The following is a 19,890-nucleotide window of genomic DNA, read 5'->3' as shown; positions in this document are numbered from 1 at the left end:
CTGAGGGTCCCTGGCGCACCCCACCCGTTCAACAACCGCACATCCGCTCTCCTGGCACAGGTCACGCGCGCGCCAACCGGCGTCGGAAGAACTGGGGTTGTCCCCGACGTCGCCGCACCGGCCCGTGACCAGGAGAGAGCCATGACCGGCGTTTCCACCCTCGACCGTCCCCCGCAGCCCGCCGCGCCCACCCGCTACACCGTCACGCTCGCCCGTGACGAGGCCGACGTGCGGGCCGCGCAGCGGCTGCGGCACGACGTCTTCGCCGGTGAGATGGGCGCTCTGCTGTCGACCCCGCAGCCGGGCCACGACATCGACCCCTTCGACGCGTACTGCGACCACCTGCTCGTGAACGACACCCTGACCGGGCAGGTCGTCGGCACCTACCGGCTGCTGCCCCCGGAGCGCGCGTCCGTCGCCGGGCGGCTCTACTCCGAGGGCGAGTTCGACCTCGCCGGACTCGACCCGATCCGCCCGGGTCTGGTCGAGGTCGGCCGCTCCTGCGTGCACCCCGACCACCGCGACGGCACGGTCATCGGCCTGATCTGGGCCGGAATCGCCCGCTACATGGTCGACCGCGGCCACGAGTGGCTGGCGGGCTGCTGCTCCGTCCCGCTCGCCGACGGCGGCGCGCTGGCCACCGGCACCTGGGAGCGCGTGAAGGACAAGCACCTGGCGCCCGAGGAGTACCGGGTACGGCCGCTGCTGCCCTGGATCCCCAACGCCGAGGCGCCGGCCGGACGCACCGAGCTTCCCGCCCTGCTGCGCGGCTATCTGCGGCTGGGCGCCTGGGTCTGCGGCGAGCCCGCGCACGACCCGGACTTCGGCGTCGCCGACCTGTACGTGCTGCTGTCGATGCGCCGGGTCAACCCGCGCTACCTGAAGCATTTCCTCTCCCTCGTACCGGCTGCCTGATGAGCGTCTGGCTGCCCAGCGCGCCCTGCACCCCAGGGGCGTGCGTGGAGCCGACGGGGTCCGCCACGGCCGTACCACGTGCGGTGCTGCGGCTCGCCGGGGTCGCGGTCCTCGTCCTGGCCGGGGCCGTGCTGCTCCCGCTCGGCGGGAGGATCCCCGCCGGGCTGGTCGGGCGGTGGTGCCGGGCGATCGTGCGGGCCGCCGGGGTCCGGGTGCGCATCACCGGCACCGCCGCGCCCACGGGCGGTCTGCTCCTGGTGGCCAACCACATCTCCTGGCTGGACATCCCGCTGCTGGCCGCGGTGCGTCCGGCGCGGATGCTCGCCAAGACGGAGATCCGCGAGTGGCCCGTGGCCGGTGCGCTGGCGGCCGGCGCGGGCGTCCTGTTCATCGAGCGGGACCGCCTGCGCGCGCTCCCGGACACGGTCGCGCGCATCGCGGGAGCCCTCCGGGGCGGCGCGGCCGTCGTCGCGTTCCCCGAGGGTAGCACCTGGTGCGGCCGCGCCCACGGCCGCTTCCACCGGGCGGTCTTCCAGGCCGCACTCGACGCGGGCGTCCCCGTCCAGCCGGTCCGCCTGCAGTACCGCGTCGAGGGGGGAGCGGCCAGCACGGCCCCCGCCTTCGTGGGCGAGGACACGCTGTTCGCCTCCCTGTGGCGGGTGGCGACGGCGCGCGGCCTGGTGGCCGAGGTACAGGTCCTCCCGGCGATCGCGCCGGGCACCCACCCGGACCGCCGAGCCCTGGCCCGGGCGGCACAGCCGACGGGAGGCGAGCCGGGCTGGACCCACGCGGCGCTGGTGCTCGACCACGTCCACGCCGAGGCTCCGGCGTTCAGCGGCACTGCCCGGGGCGCGGCCTGAGGGGCCACGCTGTCACGGTCGGCCGGTGGGGGCCCGGGGCCGGGCGGACACAGCGGTCGCCGCTCGGTGTGGGGCCCGAGGATGCCGTGGGCGTCGACCGGTGCCGGGCCCGCCGGGTCGATGCGGTGACCGCCACCCGGCGCGCGACACCCGCCGTCCGTCACGCGCGTCGAGCGGGCCCACCGCCCGGCCGCCGCCAGGCGTCGCTCGCGTGGCAGACCGGTCGGCGGTCCCGCGGCCGGCCGACGGCGCTCACCCCATGATCCGGGCCAGATACGGTGCCGTGGCGCTGCCCACGGCCCGCGCCACCTCCGCCGGAGGCCCCGCCGCCACGATCCTGCCGCCCTGGTCACCGCCGCCGGGACCCAGGTCGATCGCCCAGTCCGCTTCCGCCACCACCGTCATGTCGTGTTCGACCACCACGACCGTGTGACCGGCGTCCACCAGGCCGTGCAGTTGGCGCATCAGGACCTGGACGTCGGCCGGGTGCAGGCCCGTTGTCGGCTCGTCGAGCAGGTAGAGGGTGTGCGCCCGGCGGCCGCGCTGCAACTCGCTCGCCAGCTTGATGCGCTGGGCCTCCCCGCCGGACAGCTCGGTCGCGGGCTGGCCGAGGCGCAGATAGCCGAGGCCCACGTCGAGCAGGGTGTCCAGGCTGTGGGCCACCACAGGGGTGTCCGCGAAGAACTCCGCCGCCGCTTCCACCGTCAGGTCGAGCACCTGCGCGATGTTCCGTCCCCGGTACGTCACCCGGAGCGTCTCGGGGTTGTAGCGCGCCCCGCCGCAGTCCGGACACGGCGCGTACGTGCTCGGCAGGAACAGCAGCTCCACGCTGACGAAACCCTCGCCCTGGCAGGTCTCGCAGCGCCCTCCGGCCACGTTGAAGGAGAATCGCCCGGCACCGTAACCCCGTGCCCGGGATTCGTCCGTCGCCGCGAACACCTTGCGCACCACGTCGAACAGGCCGGTGTACGTGGCCAGGTTGGAGCGCGGAGTGCGCCCGATCGGGCGCTGGTCCACCGAGACCAGCCGCCCCACGCCCGCCAGCTCCTCCGTGATCTCGCCGATCAGGGTGGACTTCCCGGAACCGGAGACCCCGGTGACCGCCGTGAACACGCCCAGCGGGAACTCGGCCGTGACCGCGCGCAGGTTGTGCCGGGTCACCGGACCGACGTTCAGCCACCCGCGCGGCGTGCGTGGTTCCCGCACGGGGGCAGGCGCGTGGTCGAACAGGAAACGGGCCGTCGCCGACTCCGGGACCGAGGCCAGGTCCGGCACCGGCCCGCTGTGCAGCACCTCGCCGCCGTGTTCACCCGCACGCGGGCCCACGTCCACCACCCAGTCGGCGCCGCGCACCACGTCCAGATGGTGCTCCACCACGAACACCGAGTTGCCCGCCGCCTTCAGCCGCGCCAGCACCGTGAGCAGCGCCTCCGTGTCCGCCGGGTGCAGCCCGGCCGACGGCTCGTCGAGGACGTACACCACCCCGAACAGCCCGGAGCGCAACTGCGTGGCCAGGCGCAGCCGTTGCAGCTCGCCCGCCGAGAGGGTGGGTGTCGCACGGTCGAGACTCAGATAGCCGAGGCCCAGCTCGACGACCGGCGCGATCCTGGACCCGAGGTCCTCGGTGAGGACCCGAGCCGTCTCGGGCGCGCCGTCGAGCCGGCCGGCCAGCTCCGCCAGCGGCAACGCGGCCAGTTCGGCGATCGTTCGGCCCGCGAAGGTCACCGCCAGCGCCTCGGGCCGCAGCCTGCTGCCACCGCACACCGGACAGGGCGCGCTCGTCAGGAAGCGTTCGGCCTTCGCCCGCAGGGTGGGGCTCTTGGAGTCCGAGAACGTCTTCATGACGTACCGCCGGGCACTCATGTACGTGCCTTGGTACGGCCGTTGGATGCGATCGGCGTCCCGCACCGGGTGCACGGTGACCACCGGCTGCTCGTCCGTGAACAGGATCCACTCCCGCGCCTCGACGGGCAGTTCACGCCACGGCCGGTCCACGTCGTGGCCGAGCGCGTCGAGGATGTCGCGCAGGTTCTTGCCCTGCCAGGCCCCCGGCCAGGCGGCGATCGCGCCGTCGCGGATCGACAGGGAGGAGTCGGGGACCAGCAACTCCTCGGACGTGCGGTGCACTCGGCCGAGCCCGTGACACCCCGGGCAGGCACCGGCCGCCGTATTGGGGGAGAAGGCGTCGGAGTCGAGACGCTCGGCGCCCGTCGGGTAGTGGCCGGCGCGCGAGAACAGCATGCGCAGGGAGTTCGACAGATTGGTGACCGTGCCGACGGAGGAGCGGGAGGTAGGGGCCGAGCGGCGCTGCTGCAGCGAGACGGCGGGCGGCAGCCCGGTGATCTCCCCGACCCGCGGCGCGCCCACCTGGTGGATGAGCCTGCGGGCGTACGGAGCCACCGACTCGAAGTAGCGTCGCTGCGCCTCGGCGTAGATCGTGCCGAAAGCGAGCGACGACTTGCCGGACCCGGACACCCCGGTGAACACGGCCAACGCGTCCCGGGGGATGTCGACGTCGACGCCCTTCAGATTGTGCTCACGGGCACCACGGACGCGGACGTACGGGTCATGGGGGCTGGGCATCGGGGAAACCCTGAATTCTCGACGGGCCGGCCGGGTGGGACAAACCCCGCGATTCTAGCCCCTCGTCCCGCCCGCGGCCCCGCTGACCTGCTGGTCACGGATGCGGAGGGGTGTCCCGCTCCGAGCCGCCGAGTTCGTCCTTGAGCTTCTGCTGGGCGGTGTCGACCTGCGACTGGTACTTGTTGCCGGTCTTCTGGTCGACGTAGTCGCCCCCCTTGTCGATGCCCTTGCCGGCCTGGTCCTCGTGGCCCTTGAGCATGCCCTTGATCTTGTCCATGAAGGACATGGCAACCCTCCTCACAGATAGAGGCTCCATTTCCCAGGGTCACCGTCCGGGGCCCGGTTCGCATCTCGGCGGGCCCCGGATTCAGGCCCCGGCCCGCCCCAGTCCCGCGATCCGGGCGAGCCGCCGGTAGGAGTCGCGGAGGGCCGTACGGTCGTACGTACTGGTCGTGACCAGCACTTCCTCGGCACCCGTCTCCTTCAGCACCGTCTCCAGCTCGTCGGCGACCTGCTCCTCGGTGCCGGCGACATGGCCGGCGAGACCGGCTTCGAAGAGACCGCGCTCCTTGGCGGTCATGGCCCGGGCCCCGGCGTCCTCGGCCGGCGGCAGCGGCGGGAACGTGCCGTGGGTCCGCGAGTACGCCATCGACCAGGCCTCCGGGACCAGCAGCCGACGGGCCTCCTCGGGAGTGGCGGCGACGGCGATCGTGCCCGAGATCACCACGTACGGCTCCGGCGCCCAGGGGGACGGGCGGAACCGGGCCCGGTAGTGGTCGACCCCGCGCAGCATCTTCTCGCGGTTCCTGAGGTCGCCGATGACCATCGGCAGTCCGGCGCGGGCGGCGATCTCGGCGCCCTCGCCCATGGCCAGCACGAAGGGCGGGACGTCCAGCCCCTCCGCGGGGCGCGCGTGCACGCCGGTCGCAGAGGGGCCGCGGAACCAGCCCAGGAGCTCCTCGAGCTGGGCCGCGAAGTCCTCGGCGTCGTCCTTGTCCCGGCCCAGCGCCTTGCGGACCCCGCCGGTGAAGCCCACGGACCGTCCGAGTCCCATGTCGATCCGGCCCGGGAACAGCGACTCCAGAACCCCGAACTGCTCGGCCACGACCAGAGGCCGGTGATTGGGCAGCATGACACCGCCCGTGCCGACCCGGATCGTGCGCGTCGCCCCGGCCACGGCGGCGGCCAGGACCGTCGGCGCGGAGCCCGCGACCCCGGGCACGCCGTGGTGCTCGGAGACCCAGAAGCGGTGGTAGCCGAGCGCCTCCAGCTCCCGGGCCAGCGCGACGGTGTCGCGCAGCGCCTCGGGGTGCGTGTGCCCCTCGCGGGTGCGGGAGCGGTCCAGTACGGAGAACCGGGTCCGATCGATCAGCGAACTCACGCAAGGTTCAACACCGGCGTCGGCCCGGGATTCCCGTGTTCACCGATCGTTCGCCCCCGGGCACCGCGCGTGTGCCTTCTTGGCCGCCCGAGCGCCAGGACCCGTGGCAGGAACCACTCACAAGGCTGACGCGATTTGCGATCGTGGCGCGGGAGTTGATCGAACCTGCGTAGTATCCGGGCTGCGCGCAGACACATGAAGGAGGTCCGGATGGCCACCTGCCGAGGCGTGGACGTGTCCGCCTATCAGGGCACCCAGGACTGGGCCGCCCACAAGTCCGACGGTGTGGTGTTCGCCTTCGCCAAGGCGTCCGAGGGGCAGCACAGCCGGGACACCAAGTTCGACACCCACATCACCGGGATCATCAAGGCCGGGCTGGTGCCCGGCGCCTACCACTTCGGGTGGCCCAACCAGGACGTCGACCTGGAGGCCGCGAACTACATCGGCGCCGTCAAGCCGCACGCGGGCAAGGGGTTCACGCACTGGCTCGACCTGGAGCGCTACAGCGACGGCCGCAACTACAGCGGCCGCAGCGCCGCCCAGATCAAGGCCTGGGCCACCGCCTGGATCAAGGCGGTGCGGGCCGCGTTCCCGGGGCAGCGCGTCGGCATCTACACCAGCGCCTCCGACATCGCCGCCGGACACATGCCCGCCGGCGTGCCGCTGTGGTACCCCGCCTATCCCTGGGGCGCCGCCGACTACAGCAGGGCCGAGGCCACCGCGCGGCCCGAGCCCGGCGGAGTGGCCCCGCTCATCTGGCAGTTCACCAGCCGGCCCATGGACCGATCCATCGCTTACCTGTCCGCGTCCGGTCTGCGTGCCTGGGCCGCGGGCGACGCCGAGGAGGACGACATGCCGCAGTACGTGAACCTCGGGCTGGACAAGCCCTACACCCTCAACCCCGGTGTCTGGGACTCGATCGAGTACACCCAGGAATGGACCGACGAGACCGGTGACCACGCGAACGACGGCAGCGTCTTCGCGCGGGGCGCGGCCCGCTTCACCGGCAGCATCAGCCTGTCCGTCACGGGGCTCCCGGTCGGCGCCGTCGTCCAGGCCCGCATGTCCGAGTACGAGGGCGACACCCACCGGGCCGACCACCCCATCCACGAGATCATCGGCACCCCCGGCGGCGCCTTCGCCGTCCTGCCCCTGACGAAGCGCCTCGCGAAGGGCCGCTTCATGCGCGTTCGGCTCCTCAACCAGGCCGACACCAAGGTCACCATCTCCAGTGCCGTCCTGACCGCGCTCGTCTGGAAGGAGAGCTGAACCGGCTGGAGTCCGGGGCGGATCGCCGCTCCGGACGCTCACCGGGGTGGGTCGCGTGACGGAGAGCAGCGGGCGGCCGGTCGTCGTGTTCGATCTCGACAACACCCTCGCCGACACCGCGCACCGGCAACGGTTCCTGGAGCGGAAGCCGCGGGACTGGGACGGTTTCTTCGCCGCAGCCCCGCAGGACCCACCGCTCGCCGAGGGCGTCGCGCTCGTCAAGGAGAGCGCCCGGGAGTGTGAGGTCGTCTATCTCACGGGGCGGCCCGAGCGCTGCCGGCGCGACACACTGCACTGGCTCGCGGCGCAGGGGCTGCCCGCGGGGCGGGTCTTCATGCGGAGGGACGCAGGGTGGGCGGGCGGGGGAAGAGGTGATCGGCGTCCCGCGCGGCACACCAAGCTGGAGGTGCTGCGCCGGCTGGCCCGCGATCGCGAGGTGCGGCTGCTCGTGGACGACGACGAGCAGGTGTGCGAGGCGGCCGAACGGGCGGGGTTCACCGTCCTCCGGGCCCGCTGGGCCGAACGGTCCGCGGCGCTGGAGGACGCGCAGCAGCGTGAGGGGCGTACCTGAACACGGTCGGGGCGTATCCGACCCCGGTCCGCAGAGGCGTCAGGTCTCGTCCTCGATGCGGAAGCCCACCTTCATACACACCTGGTAGTGCTCGATCTGCCCGTTCTCGAGCTGGCCCCTGACCTGCGTCACCTCGAACCAGTCCAGATTGCGCAGCGTCTGGCTCGCACGTGAGATGCCGTTGCGGATGGCCTGGTCGATGCCCTCGTGCGATGTGCCGACGATCTCCGTGACCCGGTAGGTGTGGTTGGACATGCGGGTGCTCCTCTCCGCCGTGACGGGTGCGTCACGCGTCACTCCACGGTGCCGTACGCGGGGACGGAGCGCGAGGCGTCGAGGACGATCTGCCGACAACCCTTGACCCTCCGCATTGGTACATACCAAAATCCAGACACCCGTGCGAGCGCTCGCTCGTCCCCCCACGTCGGGCCCCTTCCGCTGTCCGCCAGACAGAACAGGACCCCTCGTGAGACAGGTACATGCGCGTCGTCGTCTGCTCGCCCTCGGCTGTGTGTCGGCCGTGCTCGCCGCCGGATGCGGGGTGCTGCCCGGCGGGAAGGAACGCCACACCGTCACCGTGTGGCTGATGAAGGACAGCGCGTCCGGGGACTTCCTGCGCAAGTTCACCGAGGACTTCGAGCGCGGCCACGACGACATCCGGCTCGACATCCGCATCCAGCAGTGGACGGGAATCGTCGACAAGGTGCAGAAGGCTCTGCGGGCCGGCCCCGCGGACGCCCCCGACGTCATCGAGGTGGGCAACACCCAGGTCCCGCAGTACGTCGAGGGCGGCCGCCTCACCGATCTGACCCTGGAGTCGCTGCGCGACTGGGACATGGACAAGTGGCTGCCCGGCCTGGCGGAACCCGGCCGGGAGGGCACGCAGCAGTACGGCATTCCCTGGTACGCCGCCAACCGCGTCGTGATCTACCGCAAGGACCTCTTCGAGGAGGCCGGCATCACGGCCCCGCCGAAGACCCGCGAGCAGTGGCTCGCCGACACCGAGAAGCTCAACTCCGGCGGCAACCAGGGGATCTACCTCGCGGGTCAGGACTGGTACACGCTCTCCGGGTTCATCTGGGACGAAGGCGGTGACCTCGCCCAGGAGTCCGGCGGTATCTGGCGGGGCAGCCTGGACAGCCCGGCCGCGCTGCGCGGCATGGACTACTACCGTCGACTACAGGCGCTCGGCAACGGCCCCGTGGACGCCGACGAGGAACACCCGCCGCAGTCGGGCCTGTTCGCGGACGGCAGGGTGGCCCAGATCGTGGCCGTGCCCGGCCTCGCCCAGGCCATCGTGCAGAAGAACCCCGAACTGGCCGACGAGCTGGGCTTCTTCCCGGTCCCCGGCCGAACCGCCGAACGGGCGTGTGCGGTCTTCACCGGCGGCTCCGACCTGATCGTCCCGCGCAACACCGACGAACGATTCCGTGCCGTATCGGTCGTCGCGGCGCTCACGGGGGCCAAGTGGGACACGGAACTTGCGCGCACCATGAGTTACGTCCCCCACAAGACGACGCTGGCGAGCGCGGTCTCCGGCGAGGAGGGCGCCGCGGCGATGGCGGTCGGCGCGGCCCACGGCCGGGCGACCCCGAGCACCCCCCAGTGGACGGCGGTCGAGGCGGACAACCCGATCAAGGAGTACATGTCGAAGGTGCTGGGCGGAGCGGACCCGACGACCGAGGCACGGCGCGCGTCACGTCGGATCACGGAAGCGCTCGATCCGAACGTGACGTGAGCCGACGGTGACCAAGGGACGCCGACGCGGGGTGAGGACCGGGCCGTGGGACTCGATGAGCAGCCCCCACCGGACCGTCCTCACCCCGCCGGCCTCACCGGACCGAACTCAGCGACAGTGCGAAGCGCCCCTCCCGGTCGGTCCACCAGTGCGTCAACTCCAGCCCAGCGGCGGCAAGTTCAGTGCCGACCCCTTGCTTCCTGAACTTCGCCGACACCTCCGTCCGCAGGTCCTCACCCGCCGTGAAGTGGACCGCCAGGTCGAGCGCCGGCACCTTCACGGTCTGCGCCGCGCGCGAGCGCAACCGCATCTCGATCCACTCGTTCTCCGCGTCCCACAGCGCCACATGGTCGAAGGCGCCGGGATCGAAGTCGGCGCCCAGTTCACGGTTGACGACGGTCAGCACGTTCTTGTTGAACTCGGCCGTCACCCCGGCCGCGTCGTCGTACGCCCGGACCAGGACCGTCTCGTCCTTGACCAGGTCCGTGCCGAGCAGCAGGCTGTCGCCCGGTGTCAGCAGGGCGCGCACCGAGGACAGGAACACGGCCCGTTCCGCGGGCAGCAGGTTGCCGATCGTGCCGCCCAGGAACGCCAGCAGCCGGGGTCCGGGCGTCGCCGGCAGTGTCAGCCGGGCCGTGAAGTCGGCGATCAGGGCATGTACGGACAGCCCCGGCCGCTCGTCGATGAGCGCCTGCCCGGCCTGGGTGAGGGCACTCTCGCTCACGTCGACCGGGACGTACGTGTCCAGATCCGTGAGCGCGTCCAGCAGGTAGCGCGTCTTCTCCGACGAGCCCGAGCCCAGCTCGACCAGCGTGCGGGCGCCGCTCGCCGCGGCGATCTCGCCGGCCCGGCCGGCGAGGATCTCGCGCTCGGCCCGCGTCGGGTAGTACTCGGGCAGTTCCGTGATCTGCTCGAACAGGTCGCTGCCCCGGGCGTCGTAGAACCACTTCGGCGGCAGCGTCTTCGGCGTTGCGGTGAGTCCGTCGCGGACGTCCGCGCGCAGCGCGGCCTCCGTGGCGTCCTCGGGGAGGGTGCGGGTGACGTGCAGGGGACTCACGTACAAGGCTCCTTCGGTGCGGGTGCCTGGTCCTTCAGCGCGGTGAGCCGGACGCCGGTGCGGTCCGCCGCCAGCAGGGTCCGGTCGGGGACCTCCTGCCAGCGCGGATCGTCGTCGTACGGCTCGGAGGCCACGACCGTGCCGCGGCCGGGCTCCGCCAGGTACCAGAGGGTGTCGCCCCAGGTGGTGGCGGCGATGGTCTCGCCGTCGGTGAGCAGCAGGTTGAGCCGGGAGGCGGGCGCCGCCTCCGCGACCTCGCGGACCGTCTCGGCCAGCGCCCGGCCGGCGTCGTCGTCCGCGCGCAGCCGGTGCAGGACCAGCGCCCAGACGAACGCCGAGTCCGTGCGGGCCTCCATCGACAGGAGGTCGACGGGGGGCAGGCCCGGCACCAGCGGCGCCGCCGACTGCGGCCAGCCCGCCACCGCGCCGTTGTGGCTGAACAGCCACCGGCCCGCGGCGAACGGCGCTGCCGCGGCCTCCCCGTCCGCGCCCGGCAGGGTCGCGTCGCGCACGGCCGCGAGCAGCGCGCCGGTGCGGACGACCCTCGCCAGGTCGGCGAAGGAGGGGTCCGCCCAGATCGGCCCGGTCCGCCGGTAGCGGGCCGGCGCCGGATCGCCCGCCGCGTACCAGCCCACACCGAAACCGTCGGCGTTGACCGTCCCGTGCCGCTGCCGTCGCGGTGCCCACGACTGGCGGTACAGGCCGTGCGGGGGATCGACCAGCAGCCGGCCGAGCGGTTCATCGGGGCCGAGATACGCCAGATGCCGGCACATCAGACGTCCGCCGAGCGGGCGGTGCGGAACCCGGAGAAGATCTGCCGCCGTATCGGGTAGTCCCAGTTGCGGAACGTGCCCCGGCAGGCCACCGGGTCCACGGCGAACGAACCGCCGCGCAGGACCTTGTACTCGGACCCGAAGAACACCTCCGAGTACTCCTTGTACGGGAACGCGGTGAACCCCGGGTAGGGCAGGAAGTCGCTGGCCGTCCACTCCCACACGTCGCCGATCAACTGCCGTACGCCCAGCGGCGATTCACCGGCCGGGTAGCTGCCGGCCGGCGCCGGGCGCAGATGCCGCTGGCCCAGGTTGGCGTGCTCGGGCGCCGGATCGGCGTCGCCCCACGGGTAGCGCGTCGAGCGGTTGTGCACCGGGTCGTGCCGGGCGGCCTTCTCCCACTCCGCCTCGGTGGGCAGCCGCCGCCCGGCCCAGCGGGCGTAGGCGTCCGCCTCGTACCAGCACACGTGCAGCACCGGCTCGTCGGGCGGTACGACCTCGGTGACGCCGAAGCGCCGCCGCAGCCACTGCCCGCCCTCCCGGCGCCAGAACAGCGGCGCGGTGATGGAGTGCTGCCGGATGTGCGCCCAGCCCTCGGGCGTCCACCAGCGCCGGTCGTCGTAGCCACCGTCCTCGATGAACGCCTGGTACGCGGCGTTCGTCACCGGCGTGGTGTCGATGTGGAAGGCGGCCACCTCCCGCCGGTGCGCCGGGCGTTCGTTGTCCAGCGCCCATGGCTCGGTGGAGGTGCCCATGGTGAACGGGCCGCCGGGGACCAGGACTTCGGCCGGGCCGGTGAAAGGCGGCACCGGGTCCGGGGCCGGGGCGGTCAGGGCCTGCGGGCCCTTGCGGAGCTGATGGGTGATCAGCATGGTCTCGTCGTGCTGCTGTTCGTGCTGCGCGATCATCCCGAACGCGAAGCCCGCCTCCGTGAGCCGCGTGCCGTGGAACGCCGAACTCTCCAGCAGGTCCAGGGCGCGTCCGCGTACCTCCGCCGCGTACCTGCGGGCCTCCTCCGGCGGCAGCAGCGGCAGCCGCGGCCGTTCGGCGCGCGGGTGCTCGAAGGCGTCGTAGAGGTTGTCGATCTCGGGGCGCATCGCCTCGCGCCCGCCGACCGTCCTGAGGAGCCACAGCTCCTCCTGGTTGCCGATGTGGGCGAGGTCCCACACCAGCGGGGACATCAGGGGCGAGTGCTGTGCGGTGAGGTCGGGCTCCTCGACACAGGAGGTCAGCAGCGTGGTGCGGTCGCGTGCCGTGGTGAGCGAGGCCAGGGCGCGCTCGCGGACGGCCTCGACGTCGATCTCGGGGGCGGTCATGTGCGGATGTCCTTCCCGTGGGCGCCGGTGGTTCCCCCGGCCGGGTGAATCAGGGGCTGGGGGCCGACCGGGCCGCGCAGTTGGTCGAGCAGGTCGTCGGCGGGGCAACGGCCTTGGGTGACGTAGCGGTCCAGATACGCCGCGACGGCGTCCCTGACCTCGGTGGTGGCGCCGATCCGCGGCAGGGCCTCCAGAGCCGCCCGGAAACACAGGACGGCCGCCTCCCGCAGTTCCTCGTCGGCCAGGCCGACGCGGGCTGCGTCGGCCCACAGCGGGTTCTGCGGCGCGGGCAGCGAGAGCGAGCGCTCGGCCAGCGGTTTCACCGCCCGGTAGGCGGTCTCCGCGGCCTGCGGGTCGTCGAACAGCGCGGCCGTCACGGCGAGCGGCACGATCCAGCCGTCCTCGCCGGGCTGCGCGTCGATCATGCGCAGTTCGAGATGACCGCGCGGTCTGACCGGCGGGAACAGCGTCGTCAGGTGGTAGTCGAGATCCTCCCGGGTGGGTGGCCGCGGCGCTCCGGACCGGGTCCACTCGCGGAAGGTCAGCCCGTCGGGCACGTCCCACGGGCCGCTCTCGCGCCGAATGCACATCACCGGGGAGTCCATGACGTGCCGGGCCCACGCCGCGCGCGGGTCGCCGTCCAGCGGGGGAGCGCCCGCCCGGGCCGGGCCTATCTCCATCCACGCCAGCTGCCGGGTGGATTTCCAGCCCGTCGGCCGCAGCCCCACCAGCGGGGAGTTGGCGAACGCCGCCACCAGGACCGGGCCCAGCTGGTGCGCCAGCCACCAGCGGCGGCCGTGGCCCAGCGGCCCCGGCTCCTCGTGCCCGGCGTCCAGGCACACCTGGACGGAGGCCGAGGCGCACATCATGTGGCGGCCGGCCCTGCCGGTGCGGTCCAGGCTGGTCTCCAGGGCGTCGTAGCGCGGTTCGCGCAGGAAACGGCGCGGTGCGTGCCAGGGATCATGGCCGACGCCGACGAGGCCCAGGCCGTCGGCGGCCAGGACGGCGCGGACGGCGTCCAGATCGGCGGAGACGGTACCGATGCACTCCATCAGGGAGCCGGCGGGCGGCGAGCTCAGCTCCAGCTGACCGCCGGGTTCGACGGTGAGCGCCGACTTCAGGGGCACGGTACGCAGTGCGGCGTAAGCCGCTTCGAGTCGTTCGGTTGTCACGGGGAGCTGCGGCTGCCGCAGCTCGTGGACCAGCCATTCCACCTCGACACCGAGGCTGCTGGGCGGTCCGGTCTTGAAGCAGATGCCGTGGACCAGCGCCTCGATCTCTGCTTCCGCGAGCACCGTACGGGGGTCCGTACAGTCACTCGCACCAGTACTCGAGGAATCGGACATGTAGGGATCCTCCTGAGATTCCACCAAGCCAGCGGCCCGGTTCGTGTCGTTCCGGGCAGGTGGCTCGTCCCACCCAAAACCCTCGGGCCGATTCGCACAAGGGTACGCAACGGCGCGTTCCGGATCGGTAATCTCCGTTTCCGTGCTGGTTTCCGGGACGTTCCGGCGGGCCGGGAAACTCCATTGCGACGACTCCCCAGCATCGCTCAGGATTCCTCCATGAGCACGACGGGGGAGAGCGCGCGGCGCGCGGTCAGGGCGCCCACGGGGGAGGCGCCGTGAGCGCGCGCCTGCGGGGGATCGCCCAGGAGACGAGCGGAGCGTAGCCGGAGCGAATGGGGGTCCCCCCGTGCCCGAAGGGCTACGGGGGAGGATCGTGGCTGCGGGGGCCTACCGTGCCGCCGACGGACGCGAGGTGTTCCTGGCGGCGGCGATCGAGGCCGCGCGCGCCGGCACGCGCATGCACGGCCCGGGGCCGGTGGACGTGCCCGCGATACCGCCCTCGGACCTGTTCGTCGAGGTCACGGGCGAGAGCAGCCTCGAGGCCGCCCGCCGCCTGGCCGGCGCGGGACCGGTGGCCGTACTGAACTTCGCCTCGGCCCGCAACCCGGGCGGCGGCTTCCTGAACGGCGCACAGGCCCAGGAAGAGGCCCTGTGCCGGGGCTCCGCGCTGTACACCTGTCTGCTGCGGTCCCCGCAGTTCTACGACCACCACCGGGCCCACCGCGACCCGTTCTACACCGACCGGGTCATCCACTCACCGGCCGTGCCCGTCTTCCGCGACGACAAGGGCCGCCTCCTCCACGAGCCGTATACGGCCGGATTCCTCACGTCGGCGGCTCCGAACGCGGGAGTGGTACTGCGGACGGCCCCGGAGCGCGCCGCCCAGCTGCCCGGCGCCCTCGCCGTACGGGCGGAGCGCGTCCTGGAGACCGCGGCGGCGCACGGCTACCGGCGCCTGGTGCTCGGCGCCTGGGGCTGCGGGGTGTTCCGCAACGACCCGGCGCAGGTGGCGGGCGCCTTCCTGGGCCTGCTCGGCCCCGGCGGACGGTTCGCGCGGTCCTTCGAGCACGTGGTGTTCGGGGTGTTGGACCGTACGCCGGGAGCGGTGGTCAGGGAGGCGTTCGCAGAGGCGTTCACGGCGGCACAGCGCCGGCCGTAGCGATCGCACGGCGCTCTGGCGTCCCATCCGCCGGCTATGGCGTTCGTCCGGGCGTTCCCGGCGCCTCAGCGCCAGCCGTACCGTTCCCGCAGCCGGTGCACGACCAGGTTGAACCGCATCCGGTCCAGCGCGCACGCCTCGCGGCGCATGCCTTCCTCGTGCAGCCGCAGCACGCGGTCCACGTCCACCCACGAGTCGCGTCCCGAGCGGTCCCACGGCCCGCTGCCGATCGCCACCCACTCCCGGTCGCCGTCGTGCCGCTTGCTGGACAGTCGTACGGCGAGGAAGGTCCCCGCGGCCTCCCGGGCCACGACGAGCACCGGCCGGTCCTTGCCACGGCCGTCGTTCTCCTCGAACGGCACCCAGGTCCACACGATCTCGCCGGGGTCCGGGTCGCCGTCGTGCGCGGGGGAGTACTCGGTCCGCACCCGGCCCACGTCGCGCGGGTCGGTCTCGGTGGTGGCCGTCGGGCCGAAGCGACCGGGGACGTCTTCATCGGTAAAGGCAGTCACGTGAGGCACCCTAGAGCCTCGCCGTCCGGGCGCGGACAGCGGGCACTGAGACGTCAACTGCCCTGTGCGCTCCAGGCGATCGCCGGTGGCACCACCCGCGCGCACAGCGGATGCCCGCGGGCGTCCGTCAGCCCGAGGCGGCCGACCAGCAGTCCGGTGCGTACGGCCGCGTCGAGCACGTCGGCCGGGACGGCACCGAGCATCAGCTTGGCCCGCCGGAACATCGTGAACGCGCCCGACGCGTCGACCGTGCCCCACGACAGATAGACGAAGCGCTCGCCCGGCCGGCCCTGGACGTACGGGCCCGTCACATCACCACCCGCCGAGGAGCACTCCAGTGTCCAGGTCGCGGACGGGGCGTCGCCGGGCTGCGGATCGAGGAGTTCGGCCGGACGGCCGCGCCGCTGCACGGCCACATGGATGTTCTCGTACGCCGCACCGTCCGGCGCGGGCCCACAGCTGAGGCCGGGCAGGTCGACGCCGTCGATGCGGATGCGCATGCCGACCATCATGGCCCCCTGCGCACCGGACGGCACCGGGACCCCCGAAGCCGGAGGTCCCGGTGCCGTCCTGTCAGGTGATCAGTCCCCGTCCTTCTCCACGGGCACCTTCTGGGCCGTGGGGGTCGTGAACCCGTTCAGGGACGGTGAAGCCCCGTTCGGGTTCTGACCGTTCTGATTCATCGAGGCGAGTAGCTGCCGGGCCAGGCCAAGACCGGTGCCGCCCATGGTGAGCGCCTTGGCGAACATGTCGGCCATGCCGTCCGCGCCGTTGAGCAGCACCATGTTGTCCACGTTGCCGAACGCGGACGCACCGGCCTTCACGATCTCCGGCCAGTTCTCGGCGAGTTGCTGGGCGACCACGGCCTCCTGGTTCTCGGCGAGGGCCGCGGCCCGCGCCTTGATGGCCTCGGCCTCCGCGAGACCCTTGGCCCTCGCCGCCTCGGCCTCCGCCAGGCCCTTCGCCTGGGCGGCCGCCGCCTCCGCCTCACCCGTGGCCCGGGTCGCGGCCGCCGTGGCCGCACCCTGGGTCTTCGTCGCCTCGGCCTCGGCACCCGCGGCCGTCTTGACCCGCGTCGCCTCGGCCGCCGCCGCCAGCTCCGTCTCCTTGGCCTTGGCCTGCGCCGCGGAGATGCGCGCGTCACGCTCGGCCTCGGCCAGCGTCCGCTTCTCGTACGCCGTGGCATCGGCCGGCTTGCGCACATCGGCCTGGAGCTGCTGCTCGCGGCGGTGGGCCTCCAGCTCGGCGACCCGGGTCTCCTGGACGACGACCTCCTGCCGGGCGGCCGCATCGGCGAGCGGACCGGCCTGACGGGCCTTGGCCCCGGCCTTGTCCCGCTCGGCCTGGTAGCCGGCCTGGAGGATCTCGCTGTCCCTGGTGGCCTCGGCCATCCGCGCGAAGGCCTGCTGCTCGGCCTCCGTGGCGAGCCGGTTCGCCTCCGCCTGCGCGATCCGCGCGTCCCGCTGGACGGCGGCCGCGTGCGGCGCCGCCAGGTTCTGGATGTACCCGGTCGGGTCCTCGATCTCGTGGATCTGCAGCGAGTCGACGATCAGGCCGAGCTTCTCCATCTCCGTACCGCAGGCGGCGCGGGTCTGCCCGGTGAGCTTGTCGCGGTCGCGGATCATGTCCTCGACCGTCAACCCGCCCACGATGGACCGCAGATGACCCGCGAACACGTTATGCACGCGCTCCGACATCATCCGCTGCTGGTCCAGGAACCGGCGGCCCGCGTTGGCGATCGACACGAAGTCGTCGCCCACCTTGAAGATGACCACACCCCGGACCTTCAGCGGGATGCCCTGGTGGGTCACGCAGTCCACCGACAACTCGGTCTCGTTCAGGTCGAGGGAGAGCTTGCGCACCGCCTGCACACCGGGCAGCACCAGGGTGCCGCGCCCGGTGACGATACGGAATCCCATGCCCTCCTCGAGACCCTCCATCCGGTGCTTCGAACCGGAGATGATGAGCGCCTCGTTCGGCTCCGCGACCCGCCACATGAGCTTGAACAGACCGATCAACACGGCAGCGGCGACGACCACCGCTCCCGCAACGACGCCGATGACCATCGGCATACGCCCCCTTTGCATGGTGCCCTTTCGGCACCGAACGAAGGGAGTGTGCTCCCGCGCAAGCTTGCGGTGAAGACGCTGACGGATCCTTGTTGCAATCTTGACGTGAGCCGCCCTCACCTGGGGCGGAGCACGCTCAACTGTCGTACGCGGCCGTGACGTAGACCGTTCTGGGCGGCAGGTACTCCACCACCATCACCACCGTGCCCGGCGCGATCCGGCCCGTCCCGTCGGCGGCGTACGCGAGGAAGTGCTCGGCGCCCCCGCGCACCCGGACGATCACCTCGCCGACGAGCCCGGGCCCGATCGTGCCGGTGACCCGCCCCATCAGCCCCACCATCGACGCATCGTCCATGGCCACAGGGTACGGGCGGATCGCGCTCACGCGGCCGGGGAATCCGCGACGGCGTGCCCGGGCGGCCACCGCTCGTGCCGGCGCAGCCGAGCCTCCAACTGGGCGGCGAGCGAGATCAGCAGCGCCTCGCTGTTCGCCGGGCCGAGCAGCTGGGCGCCGACCGGGAGCCCGCCGTCGACGAATCCGGCGGGCACGTTGACACCCGGCCGGCCGAGCACGTTCCACGGCCAGGCGTAGGGACAGGCGGCGATCATGGCCCGGTCGGTGGCCGGCCCGTTGAGCGGGAGCAGGGCGCCGATCCGGGGCAGGGTCCGCTCGACGAGGGCCCGTGAGGTCGCCTCCCCGTCGGCCAGCGCGCGAGCGGTCTCCGTCAGCCCTGCGGCACGGTCGAGCGACATTGCGGGACACCTCCGGGAGCACGTGGTCTACCGAACGGTGACGTCCGGACGGGCCGGGGCGTGGAGGTTTCGCCCAGGTGAACGGCGCGGCCGGCCGTGCGCCGGGGCTGTCAGCCGCCGTGTGTGGAGCCGCTGCGGTAGTCCGTGTACGTGTACGGGTTGTCGAGGACCTTCGTCTCCGGCACGTCAGGGTTCATGCCCTTGAGCCAGCCCTCCTCGCCCAGCGAGGAGCGCAGGTGCTCCACCGTGCGCTCGATCTCGTGGCGCGCGGCGGCCAGGTCGACGCCGACGAGACGATGGTCGTGCTTGACGACGCGGCCGCCCACGACGACGGTGTGCACGTCGCCGCGCTGGGCCTGGAACGCCACGTGGCCATAGGGGTTGAGCAGCGGGAACGACACCGGCGAGTGCTCGTTCTTGATCAGCACCAGGTCGGCCTTCTTGCCGGGCTCCAGGCTGCCGAGGTCGTCTCGGCCGAGCGCGCTCGCACCGCCGCGGGTGGCCCAGGCGACCACCTGGTCGGCGCGCAGACTCGCGTGGGTGACGGTGTCCCCGTTCGCCTGGGCCTGCAGGTGTTCCCGGGACCGGTCGGCGCCGAGCGTGGTCCGCATCGCGGAGAACAGGTCGCCGCTCCACCAGACGCTGGTGTCCATCGACAGCGACACGGGGATGCCGTGGGCGCGGATCGCCCAGGTGGGAGGGTAGCCCTGGCCCGCGCTCTGCTCGCTCTCGGTGGAGACGGAGACGGAGCCGCCGGTCGCGGCGATGCGGTGGTACGAGTCCGCGGACAGCGACGCGGCGTGCACATAGACCGTCTCCGGGGTCATGAACCCGTGGTCGTGCATGAGCCGGATGCCGTCGTCGCCGGTGGCACCCCACACACCGGCGTGCGTGGTGACCGGCACGCCGAGTTCCCGGGCCACCTCGAACGCGGGCTTCTCCGGGAAGGCGGGGTCGCCGGTGACGTCGAAGGCGAGCTGGAAGCCGAGCATGTCGTCACCCGTGATCCGGCGGCTCACGAAGTCGCGGAACTCGGGGGTGCCGGTCCATTCGGCGGGCGGCTGCTGGATGTTGCCGTAGGCGAGGACGAACCGGCCCGGCACGGACTGCAGGGCGTCGACCGCCGCGTCCGCGTGGTCGACGGTCTGCAGCCCGTGCGACCAGTCCACCACCGTCGTGACACCGGCGTCGATCGCCTCGATGGCGGCCAGCAGATTGCCGGCGTGCACGTCCTCGGGGCGGAAGAGCTTGCCGGACTCCAGGTAGTACCAGACGAAGTACTGGGTCAGGGTCCAGTCGGCGCCGTAGCCGCGCATGGCCGTCTGCCACATGTGGCGGTGGGTGTCGATCATGCCCGGCATGACGATGCCGTCCGTGGCGTCGATGACGGCGGTGCCCTCCGGCACCTCGAGGTCGTGTCCGACCGCGGCGATCCGGCCGTCGACGACGAGCACGTCGGCGCCGGTGAGCACCTGGCGCGTCTCGTCCATCGGCAGCACCGTTCCACCGCGCAGGAGCAGCGGTTGCCCCGGCCGGAACTCGCTCGACTGGCTCATCAGAGGACTCCTTCATGCGGGTACGACCA

At 72.5% G+C, this 19,890-nt stretch carries 19 protein-coding genes and 1 pseudogene; 6 read left to right on the top strand and 14 right to left on the bottom strand.

What is annotated here, in order from left to right; all coding sequences use genetic code 11:
* Positions 1-141 precede the first annotated feature (141 nt).
* On the top strand, positions 142-915 hold the full coding sequence (locus tag IEZ19_RS02910) for a GNAT family N-acetyltransferase (protein ID WP_189309341.1): 774 nt from the start codon (positions 142-144) through the stop codon (positions 913-915).
* Positions 915-1,775, top strand: a complete 861-nt coding sequence (locus IEZ19_RS02905) for a lysophospholipid acyltransferase family protein (RefSeq protein WP_189309340.1) — start codon at positions 915-917, stop codon at positions 1,773-1,775. The genes IEZ19_RS02910 and IEZ19_RS02905 overlap by 1 nt, the downstream gene beginning before the upstream one ends.
* 252 nt (positions 1,776-2,027) lie before the next feature.
* On the opposite strand, the gene IEZ19_RS02900 is transcribed toward IEZ19_RS02905, so the two are convergent.
* From IEZ19_RS02900 to IEZ19_RS02890, 3 genes are all read right to left on the bottom strand, one after another.
* Positions 2,028-4,358: an ATP-binding cassette domain-containing protein gene (locus tag IEZ19_RS02900; protein WP_189309339.1), complete on the bottom strand. Its 2,331-nt coding sequence runs from the start codon at positions 4,356-4,358 to the stop codon at positions 2,028-2,030.
* A 94-nt stretch (positions 4,359-4,452) separates the two neighbouring features.
* Complete coding sequence (locus IEZ19_RS02895) at positions 4,453-4,644, bottom strand: antitoxin (protein ID WP_189309338.1); 192 nt, start codon at positions 4,642-4,644, stop codon at positions 4,453-4,455.
* A gap of 81 nt (positions 4,645-4,725) precedes the next feature.
* Entirely contained in the window at positions 4,726-5,739 is a 1,014-nt protein-coding gene (locus tag IEZ19_RS02890; RefSeq protein WP_189309337.1) for an LLM class flavin-dependent oxidoreductase, read from the bottom strand.
* 210 nt (positions 5,740-5,949) lie between these two features.
* Here IEZ19_RS02890 and IEZ19_RS02885 point away from each other — a divergent pair, with 210 nt between their 5' ends.
* Together IEZ19_RS02885 and IEZ19_RS02880 are read left to right on the top strand one after the other, a co-directional pair.
* On the top strand, positions 5,950-7,008 hold the full coding sequence (locus tag IEZ19_RS02885) for a glycoside hydrolase family 25 protein (RefSeq protein ID WP_189309336.1): 1,059 nt from the start codon (positions 5,950-5,952) through the stop codon (positions 7,006-7,008).
* 55 nt (positions 7,009-7,063) lie between these two features.
* Positions 7,064-7,579, top strand: a complete 516-nt coding sequence (locus IEZ19_RS02880) for a phosphatase domain-containing protein (protein ID WP_189309335.1) — start codon at positions 7,064-7,066, stop codon at positions 7,577-7,579.
* Positions 7,580-7,618: 39 nt separating this feature from the next.
* On the opposite strand, the gene IEZ19_RS02875 is transcribed toward IEZ19_RS02880, so the two are convergent.
* Entirely contained in the window at positions 7,619-7,834 is a 216-nt protein-coding gene (locus IEZ19_RS02875; RefSeq protein WP_189309334.1) for a dodecin, read from the bottom strand.
* Between the two features lie 211 nt (positions 7,835-8,045).
* On the opposite strand from IEZ19_RS02875, the gene IEZ19_RS02870 reads away from it, so the two are divergent.
* Complete coding sequence (locus IEZ19_RS02870) at positions 8,046-9,317, top strand: extracellular solute-binding protein (RefSeq protein WP_229839866.1); 1,272 nt, start codon at positions 8,046-8,048, stop codon at positions 9,315-9,317.
* Positions 9,318-9,411: 94 nt separating this feature from the next.
* Here IEZ19_RS02870 and egtD read toward each other — a convergent pair whose 3' ends face one another.
* The 4 genes from egtD to egtA are packed head-to-tail and all read right to left on the bottom strand — an operon-like array spanning position 9,412 to position 13,809.
* On the bottom strand, positions 9,412-10,374 hold the full coding sequence (gene egtD, locus IEZ19_RS02865) for an L-histidine N(alpha)-methyltransferase (RefSeq protein WP_189309333.1): 963 nt from the start codon (positions 10,372-10,374) through the stop codon (positions 9,412-9,414).
* Entirely contained in the window at positions 10,371-11,147 is a 777-nt protein-coding gene (gene egtC / locus IEZ19_RS02860) for an ergothioneine biosynthesis protein EgtC (RefSeq protein WP_189309332.1), read from the bottom strand. The genes egtD and egtC overlap by 4 nt, the downstream gene beginning before the upstream one ends.
* Positions 11,147-12,463, bottom strand: coding sequence for an ergothioneine biosynthesis protein EgtB (egtB, locus tag IEZ19_RS02855; RefSeq protein ID WP_189309331.1), 1,317 nt, complete (start codon positions 12,461-12,463; stop codon positions 11,147-11,149). The genes egtC and egtB overlap by 1 nt, the downstream gene beginning before the upstream one ends.
* On the bottom strand, positions 12,460-13,809 hold the full coding sequence (gene egtA / locus IEZ19_RS02850) for an ergothioneine biosynthesis glutamate--cysteine ligase EgtA (protein ID WP_189309330.1): 1,350 nt from the start codon (positions 13,807-13,809) through the stop codon (positions 12,460-12,462). Before egtA ends, egtB begins: the two co-directional genes overlap by 4 nt.
* Before the next feature lie 373 nt (positions 13,810-14,182).
* Between egtA and IEZ19_RS02845 the strand changes: the two genes are divergently transcribed.
* Positions 14,183-14,971 (top strand): TIGR02452 family protein, encoded by a 789-nt coding sequence (locus IEZ19_RS02845; RefSeq protein ID WP_229839907.1) that lies wholly within the window; start codon positions 14,183-14,185, stop codon positions 14,969-14,971.
* 65 nt (positions 14,972-15,036) lie between these two features.
* Here the strand turns inward: IEZ19_RS02845 and IEZ19_RS02840 are convergent, their stop codons facing one another.
* The 6 genes and pseudogenes from IEZ19_RS02840 to IEZ19_RS02815 form a co-directional block, all read right to left on the bottom strand.
* Entirely contained in the window at positions 15,037-15,483 is a 447-nt protein-coding gene (locus IEZ19_RS02840) for a type II toxin-antitoxin system PemK/MazF family toxin (protein WP_189309328.1), read from the bottom strand.
* Positions 15,484-15,536: 53 nt separating this feature from the next.
* A complete protein-coding gene (locus IEZ19_RS02835) occupies positions 15,537-15,983 on the bottom strand; it encodes a DUF5990 family protein (RefSeq protein WP_229839865.1) in 447 nt (148 codons plus the stop codon).
* An 81-nt stretch (positions 15,984-16,064) separates the two neighbouring features.
* Complete coding sequence (locus IEZ19_RS02830; RefSeq protein ID WP_189309326.1) at positions 16,065-17,555, bottom strand: flotillin family protein; 1,491 nt, start codon at positions 17,553-17,555, stop codon at positions 16,065-16,067.
* Between the two features lie 133 nt (positions 17,556-17,688).
* The gene (locus IEZ19_RS02825) at positions 17,689-17,907 is read right to left on the bottom strand and encodes an NfeD C-terminal domain-containing protein (RefSeq protein ID WP_229839864.1); all 219 of its coding nucleotides are present in this window, start codon (positions 17,905-17,907) and stop codon (positions 17,689-17,691) included.
* Between the two features lie 26 nt (positions 17,908-17,933).
* Positions 17,934-18,212 (bottom strand): annotated as a pseudogene (locus tag IEZ19_RS02820) (amidase family protein); the annotation flags it as partial.
* A gap of 203 nt (positions 18,213-18,415) precedes the next feature.
* On the bottom strand, positions 18,416-19,861 hold the full coding sequence (locus IEZ19_RS02815) for an amidohydrolase family protein (RefSeq protein WP_189309325.1): 1,446 nt from the start codon (positions 19,859-19,861) through the stop codon (positions 18,416-18,418).
* Between the last annotated feature and the right edge of the window lie 29 nt (positions 19,862-19,890).

It is taken from the genome of Streptomyces brasiliensis, assembly GCF_014647875.1.
In the GTDB taxonomy this organism is placed as follows: Bacteria; Actinomycetota; Actinomycetes; order Streptomycetales; family Streptomycetaceae; genus Streptomyces; species Streptomyces brasiliensis.
Note: the sequence above shows the minus strand (reverse complement) of the source record. Positions and strands in the feature narration are given on the sequence as shown.